Source organism: Gordonia sp. QH-12 (genome assembly GCF_001578675.1).
GTDB classification, from domain to species: domain Bacteria; phylum Actinomycetota; class Actinomycetes; order Mycobacteriales; family Mycobacteriaceae; genus Gordonia; species Gordonia sihwensis.
In genome coordinates this window covers 99,334-116,536 of record NZ_KQ969285.1, presented here as the reverse complement: position 1 = coordinate 116,536, position 17,203 = coordinate 99,334, and the positions used below count along the sequence as shown (strand labels likewise).

At 69.3% G+C, this 17,203-nt stretch carries 13 protein-coding genes; 5 read left to right on the top strand and 8 right to left on the bottom strand.

The annotated features are described in order from the left end of the window. Positions 1-11 precede the first annotated feature (11 nt). Positions 12-578 carry an FKBP-type peptidyl-prolyl cis-trans isomerase gene (locus Y710_RS05170; RefSeq protein ID WP_062366650.1) on the top strand — a complete coding sequence of 189 codons (567 nt, stop codon included), beginning with the start codon at positions 12-14 and terminating at the stop codon, positions 576-578. 16 nt (positions 579-594) lie between these two features. Here Y710_RS05170 and Y710_RS05165 read toward each other — a convergent pair whose 3' ends face one another. After that, positions 595-2,157: an AMP-binding protein gene (locus Y710_RS05165; RefSeq protein WP_062366648.1), complete on the bottom strand. Its 1,563-nt coding sequence runs from the start codon at positions 2,155-2,157 to the stop codon at positions 595-597. Between the two features lie 126 nt (positions 2,158-2,283). On the opposite strand from Y710_RS05165, the gene Y710_RS05160 reads away from it, so the two are divergent. Next, a complete protein-coding gene (locus tag Y710_RS05160; RefSeq protein ID WP_062366646.1) occupies positions 2,284-3,102 on the top strand; it encodes a TetR family transcriptional regulator in 819 nt (272 codons plus the stop codon). Positions 3,103-3,145: 43 nt separating this feature from the next. Here the strand turns inward: Y710_RS05160 and Y710_RS05155 are convergent, their stop codons facing one another. From Y710_RS05155 to glnA, 5 genes are all read right to left on the bottom strand, one after another. Then, positions 3,146-4,819 (bottom strand): AMP-binding protein, encoded by a 1,674-nt coding sequence (locus tag Y710_RS05155; protein ID WP_006895247.1) that lies wholly within the window; start codon positions 4,817-4,819, stop codon positions 3,146-3,148. Continuing rightward, positions 4,816-5,772, bottom strand: coding sequence for a cyclase family protein (locus tag Y710_RS05150; protein WP_006895246.1), 957 nt, complete (start codon positions 5,770-5,772; stop codon positions 4,816-4,818). Before Y710_RS05150 ends, Y710_RS05155 begins: the two co-directional genes overlap by 4 nt. 124 nt (positions 5,773-5,896) lie before the next feature. Next, positions 5,897-7,003, bottom strand: a complete 1,107-nt coding sequence (locus Y710_RS05145; protein ID WP_231875680.1) for an esterase/lipase family protein — start codon at positions 7,001-7,003, stop codon at positions 5,897-5,899. A 49-nt stretch (positions 7,004-7,052) separates the two neighbouring features. Continuing rightward, positions 7,053-10,061, bottom strand: a complete 3,009-nt coding sequence (locus tag Y710_RS05140; protein WP_062366641.1) for a bifunctional [glutamine synthetase] adenylyltransferase/[glutamine synthetase]-adenylyl-L-tyrosine phosphorylase — start codon at positions 10,059-10,061, stop codon at positions 7,053-7,055. Between the two features lie 11 nt (positions 10,062-10,072). Next, positions 10,073-11,410 carry a type I glutamate--ammonia ligase gene (gene glnA, locus Y710_RS05135; protein ID WP_006895243.1) on the bottom strand — a complete coding sequence of 446 codons (1,338 nt, stop codon included), beginning with the start codon at positions 11,408-11,410 and terminating at the stop codon, positions 10,073-10,075. Between the two features lie 210 nt (positions 11,411-11,620). Between glnA and panB the strand changes: the two genes are divergently transcribed. The 3 genes from panB to Y710_RS05120 all read left to right on the top strand — a co-directional run bounded on the left by panB (position 11,621) and on the right by Y710_RS05120 (position 14,997). Then, a complete protein-coding gene (gene panB, locus Y710_RS05130; protein WP_006895242.1) occupies positions 11,621-12,469 on the top strand; it encodes a 3-methyl-2-oxobutanoate hydroxymethyltransferase in 849 nt (282 codons plus the stop codon). An 85-nt stretch (positions 12,470-12,554) separates the two neighbouring features. Further along, a complete protein-coding gene (pip, locus tag Y710_RS05125) occupies positions 12,555-13,514 on the top strand; it encodes a prolyl aminopeptidase (RefSeq protein ID WP_006895241.1) in 960 nt (319 codons plus the stop codon). A 1-nt stretch (position 13,515) separates the two neighbouring features. Next, positions 13,516-14,997 (top strand): CYTH and CHAD domain-containing protein, encoded by a 1,482-nt coding sequence (locus Y710_RS05120; RefSeq protein WP_006895240.1) that lies wholly within the window; start codon positions 13,516-13,518, stop codon positions 14,995-14,997. Positions 14,998-15,007: 10 nt separating this feature from the next. Here the strand turns inward: Y710_RS05120 and Y710_RS05115 are convergent, their stop codons facing one another. Continuing rightward, a complete protein-coding gene (locus tag Y710_RS05115; RefSeq protein ID WP_039866933.1) occupies positions 15,008-16,432 on the bottom strand; it encodes an RNB domain-containing ribonuclease in 1,425 nt (474 codons plus the stop codon). A gap of 50 nt (positions 16,433-16,482) precedes the next feature. Continuing rightward, positions 16,483-17,073, bottom strand: coding sequence for an LGFP repeat-containing protein (locus Y710_RS05110; protein ID WP_006895238.1), 591 nt, complete (start codon positions 17,071-17,073; stop codon positions 16,483-16,485). Positions 17,074-17,203 lie beyond the last annotated feature (130 nt).

Here is a 17,203-nt window from a genome sequence, read left to right as displayed (position 1 = left end):
GCTGATCGACCATGAAGCTCAAGGCACTGGTCCTCCTTCCCCTCGCCGCCTCCGCGCTCGCCCTGACCGCGTGCTCGTCCGACGACGGCGACAGCTCGGCCGCCGACACCACGAGCTGCGCGCCGACGCCGCAGAACGTCTCCGGAGCGCCCTCGTGGACCGTCGACGGCGTGCAGGGTAAGGCCGCTTTCACCGTCACCGACGACGCGAAGAACGCTGCGCCGGCGATCACCCTGACCACACCGTTCAAGGTCGACAAGACTCAGGTGAAGACGCTCATCGCGGGAAATGGCTCCGAGGTGACCGACGCGACCACCGTCTCCGTCTGCTACGAGGGGGTCAACGGCACCACGGGTCAGGTCTTCGACAGCGCTTACCAGCGAGGCGAGCCGGCCCAGTTCCCGGCCTCCGGCGTGGTTCCCGGCTTCCGTCAGGCCCTCGTCGGCCAGAAGGTCGGCTCCACCGTCGTCGTGGTGATCCCCTCCGCCGACGGCTATCCCGACGGCAATCCGGGCGCTTCCATCAACAAGGGCGACACCATCGTCTTCGGGCTCAAGATCCTGGAGGCACAGGGCTGAACCGGCCTCGGTCGGCTCATCCGCGCAGGCGTCTGCGCAGCACCTTGCCGGTGGCCGTCTTCGGCAGGGCAGGGAGCACGGTGATGCTGCGGGGACGTTTGTACGCCGCGAGCTGAGCCGCCGCGAACTCCTCGATGTCGGTGACGGTGGCGGTGGCCCCGGATTCGAAGGCGATGAAGGCGCTGACCACTTCGCCTCGTGTGTCGTCGGGCACTCCGACGACGGCGGCCTCGGCGATCGCCGGATGGCGGTAGAGCACCTCCTCCACCTCGCGCGGCCAGACCTTGTAGCCGGCGGTGGTGATCATGTCCTTACGCCGGTCGATCAGGAACACCCACCCGTCCGTATCGCGGAAGCCGATGTCGCCGGTCCGCAGCGCGCCGTCGCCCGGGCCGCCGACGATCGAACCGTCCTGCCAGTACCCGGGGCTCACCTGCGGTCCGGCGATCTCCACCTCGCCGATGACACCTGGGGCGACCGGCTCGCCGGAGTCATCGAGGATTCGGCAGCGCGTGGCCGCGACCGGCATCCCGATCGACAGTGCGCCGGACTCGCGGTCGATCGGCCCGAGCCGCCCCACGGGCGTCGCTATCGCGGGCGAGGTGGTCTCGGTGAGCCCGTAGACGATGCTGAGCTCGGTGCCCGTGCGTTCGGCCACCCGTGCGGCGGTGTCCGCCGACACCGGCGCACCGCCGGTCGCGAGCCATTTCACGGACCGGAAGTCGTCGGGACCGTCGGCTTCCTCGGCGAGCGCGACGATCGCACTGATGACGCCGATCACGAATGCCGGCCGATGCTCGCGCAGCGCGCGCACCAGCACCGGCGGATCGAACCGGTGCGCGAGGATCAGCGGCGCCCCCACACGCAGCGCGAGCGCCACGTGGCCGACGATTCCGGTGACGTGGAACAGCGGAGTGATCCCGAGGATCTCGTCATCGGAGCCGATCGTCGTCCACCGGCGGAACAGCTCTGCGCCCGCGGTGAGGTTGCCGTGGGTCACCACGGCGGCCTTCGGCACTCCGGTGGTGCCCGACGTGTACAGCAGCAGAGCGGGGTCGTCGCGGCCCGGATCGGCGCCGCGTACCGGGCCGGACCACGGCAGCGCGGGCAGCGATCCCGGCGCCGGGTCGGTCTTCGCCGCCCAGTCGCCGATCGAGGTCAGCACCACCGTCCGCACATCGGTGTCGCCGTCGGCGATCACCGCTTGCGCACCCGCGGCGTACAACTCGTCGAGACACACGAGCGCCCGCGCACCGGTGTCGACCAACGCGAACGCCGTCTCCCGCCGGGTGTTCATCGGGTTGAGCGGTACCGCGATCCCGCCGGCCTTCCACGCGGCGACGAGGGCGATGACGAATGCGGGGCTGTTCTGCGTGAGGATCGCCAGCCGGTCGCCCGAGGAGAATCCCTGTCCGATCAAGTGGTGCGCGAGCGCATCCGAATGCCTGTCGACGTCGCGCATCGTGAGCACGCCGTCGAAGTAGCGGATCAGCGGACGGCCGGAGCCGGCGGCGACCGCCTCGTGGAACATCGTGAGCCCGGATGTCGGCCTCGGCAGGTCGGATCCGTCGTCGATCATCAGTTCGCGCCCTCATTCGTCGCTGGTTGCCCGCACCCGCGATTGTAAGCGGCGGCAACCGGGACAAGGTCGCTTTCGCGGCCCGGTCGCGCCCCGGAACCGTTGCGGCCTATTACCGTTGACCCCATGCCCGATCCATGCGCCCGCGCGCAGCTGATGATCCGGCCGGCTCGCGAGCTCGCCGGGATCTCGATGCGAGAGCTCGCCCGTCGCGTGGGAGTCAGCGTCGGGACGATGAGCGGGATCGAGACCGGCAAGACCGCGGCCTCACCGGAACGGCTCGCGGCCATCGCCGCCGAACTCGACACGACGATCACCGCGCTCACCGAGCTCCAGTCACCACAGCCGGCCGACGCGGCCAAGGAGTTCGACTGGCGCGACTATCCCGACCGCGAGATCGACCCCGCCCTCGCCGCGGCCATCGGTTGCTTCGTGGAGACCGGATATCACGGCGCGACCATGAGGACCGTCGCGGCCGCGGCCGGACTCAGCGCAGCCGGCGTGTATCACCACTATCCGAGCAAGCAGTCGTTGCTCACCGCCGTCTTCGACCTCGCGTACACCGAGCTCGCGGCACACGTCGAGGCCGCCGCGGACGTCGACGACCGGGTGCTCGCACTCGGCAACGTCTGCGAGGCGGTCGCGCTGTTCGCCGCGGTTCGGCGCGACGTGATGCGGATCGTCGTGACCGACCGTGCCAACCTCGACCCCGCGGACCGGCCGCGAATAGAGGCGGTGTCGGGGCGGCTGCTCGAGGTGGTCCGCGCGCAGTTGCCCGACGGCGACGACGAGGACTCCACGGCGACCGCGCGCGCCGTCCTCGACCTCTGCACCGGCGTCTGCCGGCTGGAGCGCATCGACGATCCCGCCGACATCGCGGTCCGCTACCGCCGTTTCGGTCTCCGTCTCGCGGGACTAGACGGCGTCGGGTCCCGGCCGGGCTGAGCCGGTCGGGACCCGACCGCCGACAGGCGCGGGGCGACGCCGTTCAGGCGCGCGCGGCCGCCTGGTCGCGCAGCGTGCGGCGCAACACCTTGCCGGTCGCGGTCTTCGGCAGTTCGTCGAGGATCTCCACCGATCTCGGGTACTTGTAGGCCGCCATCTGCGACTTGCAGAACTCGACGATCTCCTCGCCGGTGGCGGCCTTGCCCGGTTGAAGGGAGACGAAGGCCTTCACCGTCTCCCCCCGGTACTCGTCGGGCACGCCGACCACCGCTGCCTCGGCGACGGCCGGATGACCGTACAAGACGTCTTCCACTTCACGGGGCCACACCTTGTAACCGGATGCGTTGATCATGTCCTTCTTGCGATCGACCAGGTAGAACCAGCCGTCGGAGTCCATGAAGCCGACGTCGCCGGTGCGCAGTTCACCGCCGGGAATCGACTCGGCGGTGGCGTCCGGACGGTTCCAGTATCCCGGCACCACCTGGGGCCCCGAGGTCGCGAACTCGCCGATCGCACCCACCGGCAGGTCTTCACCGTCGTCGTCGACGACCCGGACCACGGTGTTGAACACCGGCACCCCGACCGACAGGGCCCCGGACTCGCCGTCCACCGGCGCCCGCACTCCGAAGGGCACCGCATGCGACGGTGAGTTGGTCTCCGTGAGGCCGTAGATGTTGTGGATGTACGCACCGAACACCGATTCGAGACGATCGGCCACCGCGGGCGCGATCGGCGCGCCGCCCGAGTACAGGGCCCGCAGCGAGTCGAAGTCACCCGGCCGCGCGCCGCCGGAGTCGGCGAGGGCGATGTAGGCGGTGATCGCACCGACGGTGAACGTCGGACGGTGTTCGCGCACGGCGTCCACCATCACCGCGGGCGCGAACCGGTGCGTGAGGACCAGCGGAATCCGGAGCAGCGGAGCGAGCATCACGTGGCCCACGAGACCGGTGATGTGGAACAGCGGCGCGACGCCGAGCACCACGTCCTCACCGGTGAGCCCGATCCAGTCCCGGTAGGTCTGCGCATTGAACGCCAGGTTGCCGTGAGTATTCAACGCACCCTTGGGTTTTCCAGTGGTACCGGACGTGTAGGTCAAGACCGCCAGATCGTCCGCAGACGGCGCCGTCGGCGTCACGGGAGTGCCGTCGTGCTCGGCGATGATCGCCGACAGGGCACGGGTGCCGACCGGCACGTCGGCGCTCTGGTCGCCGAGCACCCGGTCGTCGTCGCGCGACTGACCGTCGAGCGCCGACACCGAGATCACCGTGCGGACGGCGGTCGTGCCGCCCGCGATGACCTCCGCGGCCACCTCGTCGTACAGAGTGTTCAGCGTCAGCAGCGCCGTCGCCCCCGAATCCTCGAGGAGGTAGGCGAGTTCTCGCTGTCGATTCATCGGGTTGACGGCCACGGCGGATCCGCCGGCCTTCCACGCCGCGAGGAGTCCGATCACGAACGCCGGGTTGTTCTGCACGTAGACCGCCAAGCGATCCCCGGCCGTGAAGCCGTCGGCGCGCAGTGCACCGGCGAGCGCGTCCGCGGCCGCGTCGAGTTCGCCGTAGGTCAGCACTCCGTCGAAGTACTTGATCGCCGGAGCGTCAGGAGCGTGGGCGGCGGCGCTCATGAAGATCTGGAGTGCGGACGCGTTCTCCGCGGTGATGTCCGTCGGCGTACCGGCCCGATACCGCGCGAGCCAGGGACGGTCGGTGTACGCGCTCACTTGATCGCCACCGGGTTCACCGGGGCACCGGTGGCGCGGTGGATCTTGAGCGGGGCCGCGACGTAGAACGACGTGTAACGACCGTCCGCCGCGGAGTCCTCGGCGAGTCGCTCCAAGTCGCAGATCTCGGTGAACGCGATACCGAGATTGCGCATCAGCGCGTTGTGCAGCACCAGCGCGACTCCGCTGTCGGGGTCGAAGGTCACCTCGTTGGCGATGGTGTCGGTGACCAGGTTCGGGATCTCCATCTCCTGGAACCACTCGACGAGCTCCGGCGAGTACACCAGTCCCGACTCGCAGAAGTCCTCGTAGAAGGCGTCTCCCTTCTCGAAGAACAACTGCAGGTGGTTGGTCCGGATCATGAGGATGTCGCGCTCGGCGATCGGCGTGCCCTGCGCTTCGGCGCAGGCGATCAGATCCTCGTGCGTGAACGTCTCCCCCGGGTCGAGATAGTCCTTCCCGCGGAATCGGGCCATGTCTAGCAGATTCGCCCGCCCCGCGACACCGCGCTGGGCGATCGGCTCCACGCTCGCCTTGTCGAGGCCACCGATGGTGGTGCGGGCGTCGAAGCCGTTCCAGATCTTGCCGTCGTACCAGACGTGGCCGAGCGCGTCGTATTGCGTGGACCCCTGCAGGAATGCGTTCAGCTTGTCGTCGGCGTAGTGCAATCCGCCCGGGAACGCCGGCCCGTCGCCGCCCTCGTCCCAGTGCGACTCGTCCAAGATCATCTCGCGGGTGGCCGGACTGCGGCCCGGCCACACCGGATCGCCGGCGGGGTCTCCGATGAGCCGCTGCAGCGTGAACAGTTCGCCCTTCCGGATCTCCGACGCCCCCGCGAGAACCTGGTCCGGGGTCAGGTAGTTCAACGATCCGACCTCGTCGTCGGGGCCCCACTTGCCCCAGTTGGACGGTGCGTCGGCCAGCAGATCGGTAAGGTCGGGAGCATCGGTCATGGGAGTCACACCTTCCAGAATTGAACACTCACTACCGAGCGTTCGGTTTGTTCAGGTGTGACTACACTCACCCCTCTTCTTCCAGATGTCAAGGCTTCGCCGCGGAATCGCGTGAAAGCCGACGTCAGCGATCCCGTCGCGACGGAGCGAACGGTGTGATGAACTCCGGGGCCCCACCGGTTCGGCGCAGCAGCGGCGAGCCGAAGAACGGCGCCACCAGCCGGCAGGGCACCACGCGCACGTCGCGGCCCTCGAGAGCGTTGACGACCATCGCCGCGGCGCGCGGCGAGCCGCAGATGCCCAGGTGGTCGGAGAAGTCCTTGCCGCACCCGTCCTGCAGGACGATGTTGGTGACGTCGTGACCGGGTCCGCCCTCCACCTGCCCCGAGGTGTACGGGCGCACCAGTTCGTCGTGAACCGTGGAGATGTTGGTGTACGCGGTCCCGCGCACGTACGGACTGCCGCCGGAGTTCAGGCGGCGCAGGAACGTCGACCCCTGCATCATCTGCGGCAAGGCATGACATGGGATCACCGCGCTCGGATCGATCCCCAGCCGGCGCTCGAGTTGCGCGGCCACAGGGCGTGCGCGGGCGAAAGTCGAGGTCCCCTGCCACAAGGGGGCGAGGGAGACGTATCGTCGGATCCGGTCCTCCCCGCCCAGGAACTTGGCCCAGTACGCCGGGACGAGCGTGCCCTGCGAATGCCCCACCACGTCGATGCGGTCGGTTCCCGTCGATGCCATCACCTTCTCGGCGAATCGGCCGAACTCGGCGGCGCTGTCCTCGATCCGGCGCATGCCGCCGAGCGCGGAGATGGGCCACCTGGCGCCCTCCGTGGCTCCGTAGGTGAGCGTGAACACCGAGAATCCCGCACCCACCAGGAGCGGAACGTACGTGCCCCAGTTGGTCTGCGCACCGCCCGCCGTGCCGTGCACGAGGATCACCGGAACCGGATGCTCCGGATCACACGGAACGTCCCACCGATTCGCGCCCGGCAGCGATCCGCCGGGATGCGCCAGTTCGGGACCGATTCCGGAGAAGAAGTCGTAGACCACCCGGTTGGACGCGCGCTGCCGTTCGCTGCCGACCTCCACGAGCAGGTCGAGAGGCAGAGCCTGCGCGAGCGTCTGCGCCGCACGCAACGCCGGCGCGGCCGCCTTCTGGCCGGCGCGGATACCCGCGGTGATCGCATCGGCGACCGGTCGGCCCCACGCTCGGTGCAGAATGCTCACGTCTCGCAGCACGCCTCTCGTCCGGCCGCGACTCCGTGGGCCGGGTCGATCAGCTCTCGAATACCTCCACCACGACGGCCTTCGCTCGCCGCGTCACCCGCATGTAGTGCTCCAGGAACTCCTGCGCCTCGTCCTGCGGCCATCCCGCAGCGTACGCGACCGATCGCAGAGCGCGCCCCGGCCCCGGCAGTTGATCGACCGGCTTGCCGCGCACCAGCACGAGCGCGTTGCGCGCCTTGGTCGCGGTCAGCCAGGCGTCCGCCAGCATGTCCACCTGGTCCTCGGTGAGCAGCTCCAGCTCCCGGATCGCCTCGAGTGTCTCGAGCGTGGACGTGTTGTGCAGTTGCGGGTACTTGTGCGCGTAGCGCAACTGCATCAACTGCACCGTCCACTCGACGTCGGCGAGCCCGCCGCGGCCGAGTTTGGTGTGAGTGGCCGGATCGGCGCCGCGCGGCAGTCGTTCGGAGTCGACGCGGGCCTTGATGCGCCGGATCTCCCGAACAGCCTCCGCGGACACCCCGCCCTCGGGGTACCGCGTCACGTCGATCATGTGGAGGAAGCGCAGCCCCAGGTCGGAATCGCCGGCCACCGAGTGGGCGCGCAACAGCGCCTGCACCTCCCACGGCTGGGCCCATTGGCGGTAGTAGGCCTCGTACGATCCGAGGGTCCGGACGATTGGCCCGTTCTTCCCCTCGGGCCGCAGACCGACGTCCACCTCGAGCGGCGGATCGGCGCTCGGCGTCCCCAGCAGACTGCGGACCTGGTCGGCCACCGTCTGCGCCCAGCGCAGCGCCTCCGATTCGTCGACGCCGTCGGCCGGCTCGCACACGAACAGCACGTCGGCGTCCGACCCGTAGCCGAGTTCGCCACCGCCGAGCCTGCCCATCCCGATGACGGCGATCCGGGCCGGCGCCCGCGCCCCGCGGTCCAGCGTCGACGCGATCACCTTGTCGAGCGCCGCGCCGAGCACCGCCGCCCAGACGGTCGACAGCGCCCGGCACACCTCCTGCACCGACATCAGCCCGAGCAGATCGGCCGAGGCGATCCGCGCGAGTTCGGCGCGTCGATGCGACCGCGCCACGGCGATCGCCCGGTCGAGGTCGGTGGCCCGCATGGTGGAGGCGACCAGACCTTTCACCACGTCGGCCGAATCGACCTCGGTGAGCTTGGGTCCGGTCGCCCCCGTCGAATACAGCTGGATCACGTCGGGCGAGCGCATCAGCAGGTCGGCGATGTACTCGCTGGTGCCGAGAACGTGCATCAGCCGTTCGGCGACCACCGCGTCGTCGCGCAGCAGGCGCAGGAACCAGTCGACGCCCACCACCTCGTCGCACAGCCTGCGGTAGTTCAGCAGGCCGGCGTCGGGATCGGGGGTGTCGCTGATGTGCTCGAGCAGACTCGGCAGGATCAGCATCTGGATCTGGCCGCTGCGCCCCGGCTCCGATCCGAGCACCCGGATATGCGCGAGCGCGCGATCGGGGAACGCCCAGCCCAGCACGGCGAGCTGACGCTTGGCCGACTCGTCCGACAGCCGCAGCGCCCCCTTGTCGAGTCGGGCGACCGACTCCAGCAGCGGACGGTAGAAGAGCTTCTCATGCAGCTGCCGGACCCGGGTCCGCTGTTTGCGCAGCTCGCGGCCGAGGACCTGGGTCGCGTCCTTGTCGCCCTCGGGCCGCACGTGCGCCGCCCGCGCCAACCACCGCATGGCCGCGGTGTCGTCGGGATCGGGCAGCAGATGAGTGCGCTGCAGGCGCTGCAGTTGCAGGCGATGCTCCAGCATCCGCAGGAACTGGTACGACGCCGAGAAGTTCGCGCCGTCGTCACGCCCGATGTACCCGCCGTCGGTGAGCGCGGCGAGAGCGTCGACGGTCGACTGGACGTGCAATTCCGGATCCACGCGGCCGTGAACCATCTGGAGCAGCTGCACCGCGAACTCCACATCGCGCAGTCCGCCGCGCCCGAGCTTGAGATTGCGAGCCTTCTCCTCCGGCGGCACCAGTGCCTCGACCCGGCGGCGCATCGCCTGCACCTCCGGTACGAAGTCGTCTCGTTCGGACGCGTCCCAGACCATCGGCGAAGTGGCCTCGATGTAGGCGGCGCCGAGCTTCATCGATCCCGTCATCGGGCGGGCCTTCAGCAACGCCTGGAACTCCCAGGTCTTGGCCCACCGACGGTAGTACGCCACATGCGATTCCAGCGTCCGCGTGAGGGCGCCGCGCTTTCCCTCCGGCCGCAGTCCCGCATCGACGTCGAAGAACGCCGACGAGCCGATGCGCATCATCTCCCCCGCGATGCGCGCCGACACCGAGTCCGCCGGCTCGGCGACGAAGACCACGTCTACATCGCTGACGTAGTTCAGTTCGCGCGCCCCGCATTTGCCCATCGCGATCACCGCGAGATCGATCTCGAGGGGATCCTCGTCGAGCACCGTCGCGATCGCCACCGCCAGGGCCGCGGTCATTGCGGCGTCGGCGAGATCGGACAGGCGTGCCCCCACCTCGGGCAGATACAGGACGGGCTCGTCTTCGACCGTCGCCGCCAGATCGTGTGCCGCCAGGACGAGTAACTGGTCCCGGTAGGCGCAGCGCAGCGCGGCTACCGCGTCCGGACCGGTGACCCCGGCGCGGTACAGGAGATCTCCGCGTTCGTCCGCGCCCGGCTCGGGGGTCGCGGCCACCGCGCTCAGCAGCGACTCGCGGACCGCGATCTCGTCCGGCAGCTCGTCGTCGAGAAGCAGCCGCCACGTGCCGGGCTCGGCGACCACGTGGTCGCCCAGCGCGTCCGACCCGCCGAGCACGGAGAGCAGACGCCCCCGGAAATGCTTGTTACGGGCCATCAGCCGGCTGATCTCCGGCCAGGCGTCGGGGTCGGCGTCGCGGAGCCGGATCAGCGCGGCGAGGGCCAGATCGGCGTCGGCCGCCCGCGAGAGCGACCACAACAGGTCGATGTGCTCCGGTTCGGTCCAGCCGAGTGAGGCCAGACGCGCGCGCGCCTCGGGCTGCAGCAGACCGAGGCGGCCGGGGCTGGGGACGGTGGAACGGCCACGGGAAACAGTCACACGTGCCTCCCTTACAGCGGCAGGTAGTTCTCGAGCTCGTACGGCGTCACCCGGCCGCGGTACGCGTTCCACTCCGCGCGCTTGTTGCGCAGGAAGTAGTCGAAGACATGCTCACCCAGCGTCTCGGCCACCAGTTCCGACTTCTCCATCTCGACGAGCGCATCGGCGAGTGAGCCCGGGAGCTCGCGGTAGCCCATCGCGCGACGTTCGGCCTCGGTGAGCGCCCAGACGTTGTCCTCGGCCTCGTCCGGCAGCTCGTACTCGTTCTCGATCCCCTTCATGCCCGCGGCCAGGAGCACCGCGAACGTCAGGTAGGGATTGCACGCGGAGTCGGGTGTCCGGATCTCCACGCGGCGCGACGACGCCTTGTTCGGTGTGTAGAGCGGCAGCCGGATCATCGCCGAGCGGTTGGCGCCGCCCCATGTGGCGGCGGTGGGGGCCTCGTCGCCGTAGATGAGGCGCTTGTAGCTGTTCACCCACTGGTTGGTGACGGCGCTGATCTCACCGGAATGCTTCAGAATCCCCGCGATGAACTGCTTGCCGACCGTCGACAGCTGCATCGGGTCGTCGGGATTGTGGAAGGCGTTGGTGTCGCCCTCGAACAGACTCATATGCGTGTGCATCGCCGAGCCCGGGTACTCGCTGAAGGGCTTGGGCATGAAAGTGGCGCGGACCCCGTCGCTGAAGGCCACCTGCTTCACCAGGTAGCGGAAGGTCATGACGTTGTCGGCCATTGACAGTGCATCGGCGTAACGCAGGTCGATCTCCTGCTGCCCCGGCGCGCCCTCGTGATGCGAGAACTCCACCGAGATGCCCATCGCCTCCAGCGCGTCGATCGCGTGGCGGCGGAAGTTCGGTGCCAGGGCATGGAACGCCTGATCGAAGTAGCCGCCGCGGTCGGCCGGAATCGGCGGCGTGCCGTCGATCGGCTTGTCCTTCAACAGGAAGAACTCGATCTCCGGATGGACGTAGCAGGTGAACCCCTGATCGGCCGCACGGTTGAGCTGCCTGCGCAGCACGTTGCGAGGGTCGGCCCAGGACGGCGAACCGTCGGGCATCGTGATGTCGCAGAAGATGCGCGCCGAGTACAGGTCGCCCTCGTCGCGCCACGGCAGGATCTGGAAGGTCGACGGGTCGGGCTTGGCCACCATGTCGGCTTCGGACACGCGAGAGAAGCCTTCGATCGCCGACCCGTCGAAACCGATGCCCTCGGCGAACGCGCCTTCCAGTTCGGCCGGCGCGATCGCCACCGATTTCAGATAGCCGAGGATGTCGGTGAACCACAGTCGGACGAAGCGGATGTCCCGCTCTTCGAGGGTGCGCAGCACGAATTCCTGTTGGCGGTCCATACCCGAACCTTAGAGGGCCGCGGTTACGCGCGTGTTACACACGCGCGTAACCGCGCCCGCGCGCCAGGGCTTGTCACGACGGGCCCGCCGTGTGACCAATCCCACCGAACCGCGGGTTCTCCCCTCCTCGGCCCGGTGGAACAATCGAGGGCGTCCACACCAACCCGGGTACCCGCACGAGCGGGACTCGAGGCAGAAATGAGGCAGATCATGTCGGATGCACCCGTCTACGGCTCCACTCCGGACACCGGCACGCAGGCACCTCGCCGCGCGACCCGCGTCCACCATCTCGCGCAGTGGAAGGCCGAGGGTCACAAGTGGCCCATGCTGACCGTGTACGACTACTCCACCGCCCGCATCTTCGACGAGGCCGAGATCCCGGTCCTGCTCGTCGGCGACTCGGCCGCCAACGTCGTCTACGGCTACGACACCACCATCCCGATCTCGATCGACGAGTTGATTCCGCTGGTCCGCGCGGTCGTCCGCGGAGCACCGCACGCCCTCGTCGTCGCAGACCTGCCGTTCGGCACCTACGAGGCCGGTCCCCAGCAGGCGCTCGAGACCGCCGTGCGCTTCTTCAAGGAGGGCGGCGCGCACGCGGTCAAGCTCGAGGGAGGCGAGCGCGTCGCACCGCAGATCGCGGCGCTCACGGCTGCGGGCATCCCGGTCATGGGCCATGTCGGGTTCACCCCGCAGAGCGTCAACGGACTCGGCGGATTCCGCGTTCAGGGGCGCGGCGACGCCGCCGATCAGTTGGTCGCCGACGCCATCGCGGTGCAGGAGGCGGGCGCGTTCTCGGTCGTCATGGAGATGGTCCCGGCCGACGTCGCCGGGCAGATCACCCGCAAGCTGACCATCCCGACCGTCGGTATCGGCGCGGGCAATGAGACCGACGCCCAGGTGCTGGTCTGGCAGGACATGGCCGGATACACGCACGGCAAGACCGCCAAGTTCGTGAAGCGCTACGCCGCGGTCGGCGACCAGCTCCGCGAGGCCGCCCGCACCTACGCCGCCGAGGTCGCCACCGCCGCCTTCCCCGGCCCGGAGCACTCGTACTGATCCGAGCCGCGGTCACATCAGCCAGCGCCGATCACCGGTCTCGCACGGGCATGAGCGCCGTCGGCGCGTGACTTAGGCTGAGGGTATGCGCACCCTGTACCCACCGATCGAGGCCTACGAATCCGGACATCTGAACGTCGGTGACGGACAAGAGATCTATTGGGAGACTTCGGGTGACCCCGAAGGCAAGCCCGTCGTCTTCGTCCACGGCGGGCCGGGCGGAGGAACGGCGCCCAGACAGCGCCGGTTCTTCGATCCGGCCCGCTACCGGATCGTCCTGTTCGATCAGCGCGGCTGCGGACAGTCGCGGCCGCACATCGCCGACGGCGGCGACCTCTCGGTCAACACCACCGACCATCTGATCGCCGACATGGAGGCGCTGCGCGTCCATCTGGGTATCGACGCCTGGCAGGTCTTCGGAGGCTCGTGGGGATCGACCCTCGGCCTGGCCTACGCCCAGGCCCATCCCGAGCGCGTCACCGAACTGGTGCTGCGCGGGATCTTCCTGCTGCGCCGCAGCGAGATCGACTGGTACTACAACGGCGGCGCGGCGAACATCTTCCCCGATCTCTGGGAGACCTACCTCGATCCGATCCCGGAGGATCAGCGCGGCGGCGATCTGGTGGAGGCGTACCACCGGATTCTCACCGGCGCCGACCGCGAACGGGCACAGCGGGCCGCGACTGCATGGAGCACGTGGGAGAACAAGACGAGTTATCTTCTGCCACAAGATAACTCGGATCAGACTGATCGATTCGACCTGGCCTTCGCCACCATCGAGAACCACTACTTCATGAACCGCGGATTCCTCGCGGATGGACAACTGCTGGCGAACATCGACCGCATCGCGCACATCCCGGCGGTCATCGTCCAGGGCCGTTACGATGTGGTCTGCCCGATGCGCAGCGCCTGGGATCTGCACCGCGCCTGGCCCGCCGCGCAGTTGGAGATCGTCGACGACGCCGGTCACGCATCGTTCGAGCCGGGCATCGTCCACCATCTCGTCGAGGCAACCGACAGTTTCTCCCGCAGCAGGAGCGTATGACATGAGCCCCTCCGATTCGATCGAGATCGAGCTGAAGTTCGACGTCGACGCCGGACTCCCCGCCCCCGACCTCACCGGTCTCGTCGACGGCGGCACCGTCGGCGAGCCCACCACCTACCTGCTCGAGGCGACCTACTTCGACACCGCCGACACCGCGCTCGCCAGGAACCGGATCACCCTGCGTCGCCGGACCGGCGGCACCGATGCGGGCTGGCATCTGAAGCGACCGTCGTCCGTGCCCGGCGGACGCAAGGAGACCGCGGTCGGCTTCGACGAGGCCGGCGACGCCCAGGTGCCAGCGCACCTGCGCGAGCAGGTGCTGACCATCGTCCGGTCGGCGCCGCTGGTGCCGGTCGCGACGATCACCACCGACCGGACCGTCACACGCGTCCTCGACGCCGACGGCCGCTCGCTCGCCGAGTTCTGCGAGGATCTGGTCTCGGCCGAGTCCCTGCTGCCCGGCGGCTCCGTACACCGCTGGGCCGAGTGGGAGTTCGAGCTCACCGGCGGCGATGCGAAACTGCTCAAGCGGGCCAAGGGCGTCCTCCGCTCAGCGGGCGCGCGTGAGGCGTCGAGCGTCTCCAAACTGGCGCGGGCCATCGGCAGCCGGCCGCACGACGACCTCGTCCGGGCACTCCCGAAGAAAGCGACTGCGCTCGGCCTGGTGCAGTACGACCTCGCGGCACACCGCGACGCCCTCGTCGCCTGGGACCCGATCGCGCGGGAGAACGGCGAAGACGCGGTCCATCAGATGCGAGTGGCGGCACGAAAGATCCGGTCGATTCTCGCGTCGTACCCGGGCGTCATCGCACCCGAGGCCGCGGCACCGGTGGCCGAGGAATTGCGCCTGCTCGGCGAAGTTCTCGGCGACGCACGCGATCGCGAGGTCCGTCTCGCCGCCAACGCCCAGTTGCTGCACCGCGAGCAGGCGCCCGACGATCTGGTCCGGGCACTGATCGACGACGAGCGGCTCCACCACGAGCGCGCACTCAAGTCGATGCGTTTCGCACTCACGACGCTCCGCTATCTCCGACTGCTCGACGATCTCGACGCGTTGATCGAGGCGCCCATCCCGGGCCCCGCGGCCGCCCGGGACGCCCGCGACGTGGCCGCCGACGCCATCGGCCGCGCCTACTCACGGATGGTCTCGGCCGAGAAGCGGCTCAAGAAGTACAGCCCCTGGTCCGCGGAGTGGGTGGAGCAGTTGCACACGATCCGCAAGCGCGCCAAGGCGGTCCGGTACACCGCCGAGTCGGCCGATCCGCTCGGCAAGCGCGCCTTCCACCGGGCCGGCAAGGAGGCCAAGCGCGTGCAGAACCACCTCGGCGTCTTTCACGACACGGTGGTCAATCGGCGGCACCTGGCCGGGGTCGCGGCGAATCCGGATCTGAGCCGCGAAGCCCTGTTCGTCCTGGGCCGGCTCGACGCGCACGAGGAAGCCCGGGGACGTCGCGCGGTGAAGAAGTACCGCCGCACGAGGTGATCGCGCGGACTCACACCGCGCGGAAGGACACCTCCGGCACCGCCGGATCGGCCGTGACCACCTCCACCGTGCAGGGAGTCCCCGCCGCGGGTGCGTTCTCGCAGCGGGCGACGATCGCCGGGGATTCGATGAAGATCTCCGGCGGCCGCCGGCCGTCGGCTCCGCGCATCACGACGGCGTCGAACCGACGGCCGACCTGGTCGGACAGCACGACTGCCTCGGTGAGGTCGATACTCTTGCGCTCGGCGGTCGCGGCCACCGAGTCCGAGCCGCTCATGGTCTTCGGCAGTTCCGGCAGCACTTCGCGCACCCACGTCGGCACCTCCGCCCCCGCCGTGACGGCCAGCGCGACCTCGGTGGCGTATCGGTCGCCCAGACGACGCAGGGGTGCGGTCACGTGTGCGTAGAGTCCGCCGACCCCGGCGTGCTCGCGGCGCTCCGCGGGCAGTGCCGAGGACTCACCGGCGAGGGACAGGTAGCCGGCGCCGCGCATCAGTCGCGCCCCGACCGTCATCAGCGCGAGGGTGGTCGGCGCATCGGGTTCGAGCGTCGCGAGGAACTCTCCCGGAGAGAGTCCGTCGCGCCACTCGATCCCGAGGTGTGCGGCAGCCCGGCGCAGATCCTCCACCGCCTCCGTCGAGGCCGGCGGCAGGGTTCTGAGCAGACCGATCCCCGCGTCATTCTGGATCCGGCCCGCACACATCCCGATCAACAGCGACACCTGCGCATTCCATTGGTCGGCCGGCGTGCGCGGCGCCATCCGCAGCGTCCATGCTCGTCCGGGTTCGGTGTGGGGCACGATCTCCTGGTCGGGGAGGTCGAGTTGCACCGCACCGCGGGCGAGCGACCATGCCAGGCGCGTGCGGCCGAAGTCCGGCAGCGCCGCGATCGCCGGATGGAGCCGGTCTGCGGACAGGTCGGCCATCACCCCGGCGTAATCGAGGCGAGCCCGGGACCGGACGAGTGCCCGCGAGACCTCGACGCCCCGGCACTGGCCGTCGACCGCCACATCGGCCGTCCACAGAACGGCCGGTCGTCGTTGATCCGGCAAGAGCGAGCCGGCCCCCTCCGAGAGCGCCCGCGGATGCAGCGGAACGCTCCCGTCGGGGAAGTAGACGGTCTGTCCCCGCCGCCGGGTCTCCAGATCGAGGGCGCTGCCGGGCTCCACCAGTGCCGCGACGTCGGCGATCGCATAGTGGACCAGGAAGCCTCCGTCGTCGGCCCGGATCACCCGCAGCGCCTGATCGAGGTCCATCGATCCCGGTGGGTCGATCGTCACCAGCTCGAGGTCGGTGCGATCGACGCGCGCGTCCGCGAAGCGGTCCACGGCCGCGGCCGCCTGCTGCTGAGCCTCCGCGGAGAACTCGCCTGCGATCCCCATGTCACGGCGCAACTGAGCGAAATCGATTGCCGGCGCCCGCATTCTCCGCTGCATATCTGAACAGCATAGGAGCCGTGGCGGGCGGACGCCGGGCCCGCCTCGGGTCAGCCGGCCGGTGTCACGGTCACCTTGCCGCCGACGAACTTGATCGTGCCGTTGTCGTAAGTCTGTTCGAGACCGCCCTCGATCTTCGTCTCATCGCTGGTCGGGTAGCCCAAGCGGCCGTTCTCGTGGTTCAGCCGGCCCCACTCGTCGCCGATCTCGCCGTGCACGGCGTAGACCGCGCCGGTGGCCGGATTCTGGTACAGCGAGCCGTGTTCGAAGGTGATGAACGAACCGCCGGACTTGAGCTTCACGACGGGACCGAGCGGCTTGCCCAGGTAGCCGTCGGGTCCGCCGCGTTCGCCGTACGACTTCGCGATCGCCTCGTCGCCGATGGTGATCTGCTGACCGCCGACGGTGGTCAGCTCGGTGTCGGTGGTGATCGTCGTGGGTTTGGACGCCCCCGAATCCATCCCGTTCGGCTCCATCGCATCGGACGACGCGGTCGCACCGCTCGCGTTCGACATCGGGCTCGACATCGCCGCCGACGTGTTCGACGCCGAGTCGTCGTCGGACGAGCACGCGGTACCCAGCAGCCCGATGGCCCCGACGGCCACGACGACGGCGGCCACTTTCCTGGAATCGACATTCATGAACAGTCCCCTGCCTCGTTCGGTGCGTGTTGCCGCCCGCCGTCCTCCGCGGCGGTGCGTGGGCGAGATGCTATGTCGCGCCGTCCGCTTGCGCGGTGTTCGATGGCCGGATCACCGCGTATGAGTGATA

Bases quoted from the DNA above. Each gene is read 5' to 3' on its own strand.
- Y710_RS05170 (WP_062366650.1), top strand. From the start codon at position 12: ATGAAGCTCAAGGCACTGGTCCTCCTTCCCCTCGCCGCCTCCGCGCTC.
- Y710_RS05165 (WP_062366648.1), bottom strand. From the start codon at position 2,157: ATGATCGACGACGGATCCGACCTGCCGAGGCCGACATCCGGGCTCACG.
- Y710_RS05160 (WP_062366646.1), top strand. From the start codon at position 2,284: ATGCCCGATCCATGCGCCCGCGCGCAGCTGATGATCCGGCCGGCTCGC.
- Y710_RS05150 (WP_006895246.1), bottom strand. From the start codon at position 5,772: ATGACCGATGCTCCCGACCTTACCGATCTGCTGGCCGACGCACCGTCC.
- glnA (WP_006895243.1), bottom strand. From the start codon at position 11,410: ATGGACCGCCAACAGGAATTCGTGCTGCGCACCCTCGAAGAGCGGGAC.
- panB (WP_006895242.1), top strand. From the start codon at position 11,621: ATGTCGGATGCACCCGTCTACGGCTCCACTCCGGACACCGGCACGCAG.
- pip (WP_006895241.1), top strand. From the start codon at position 12,555: ATGCGCACCCTGTACCCACCGATCGAGGCCTACGAATCCGGACATCTG.
- Y710_RS05120 (WP_006895240.1), top strand. From the start codon at position 13,516: ATGAGCCCCTCCGATTCGATCGAGATCGAGCTGAAGTTCGACGTCGAC.
- Y710_RS05115 (WP_039866933.1), bottom strand. From the start codon at position 16,432: ATGCAGCGGAGAATGCGGGCGCCGGCAATCGATTTCGCTCAGTTGCGC.
- Y710_RS05110 (WP_006895238.1), bottom strand. From the start codon at position 17,073: ATGAATGTCGATTCCAGGAAAGTGGCCGCCGTCGTCGTGGCCGTCGGG.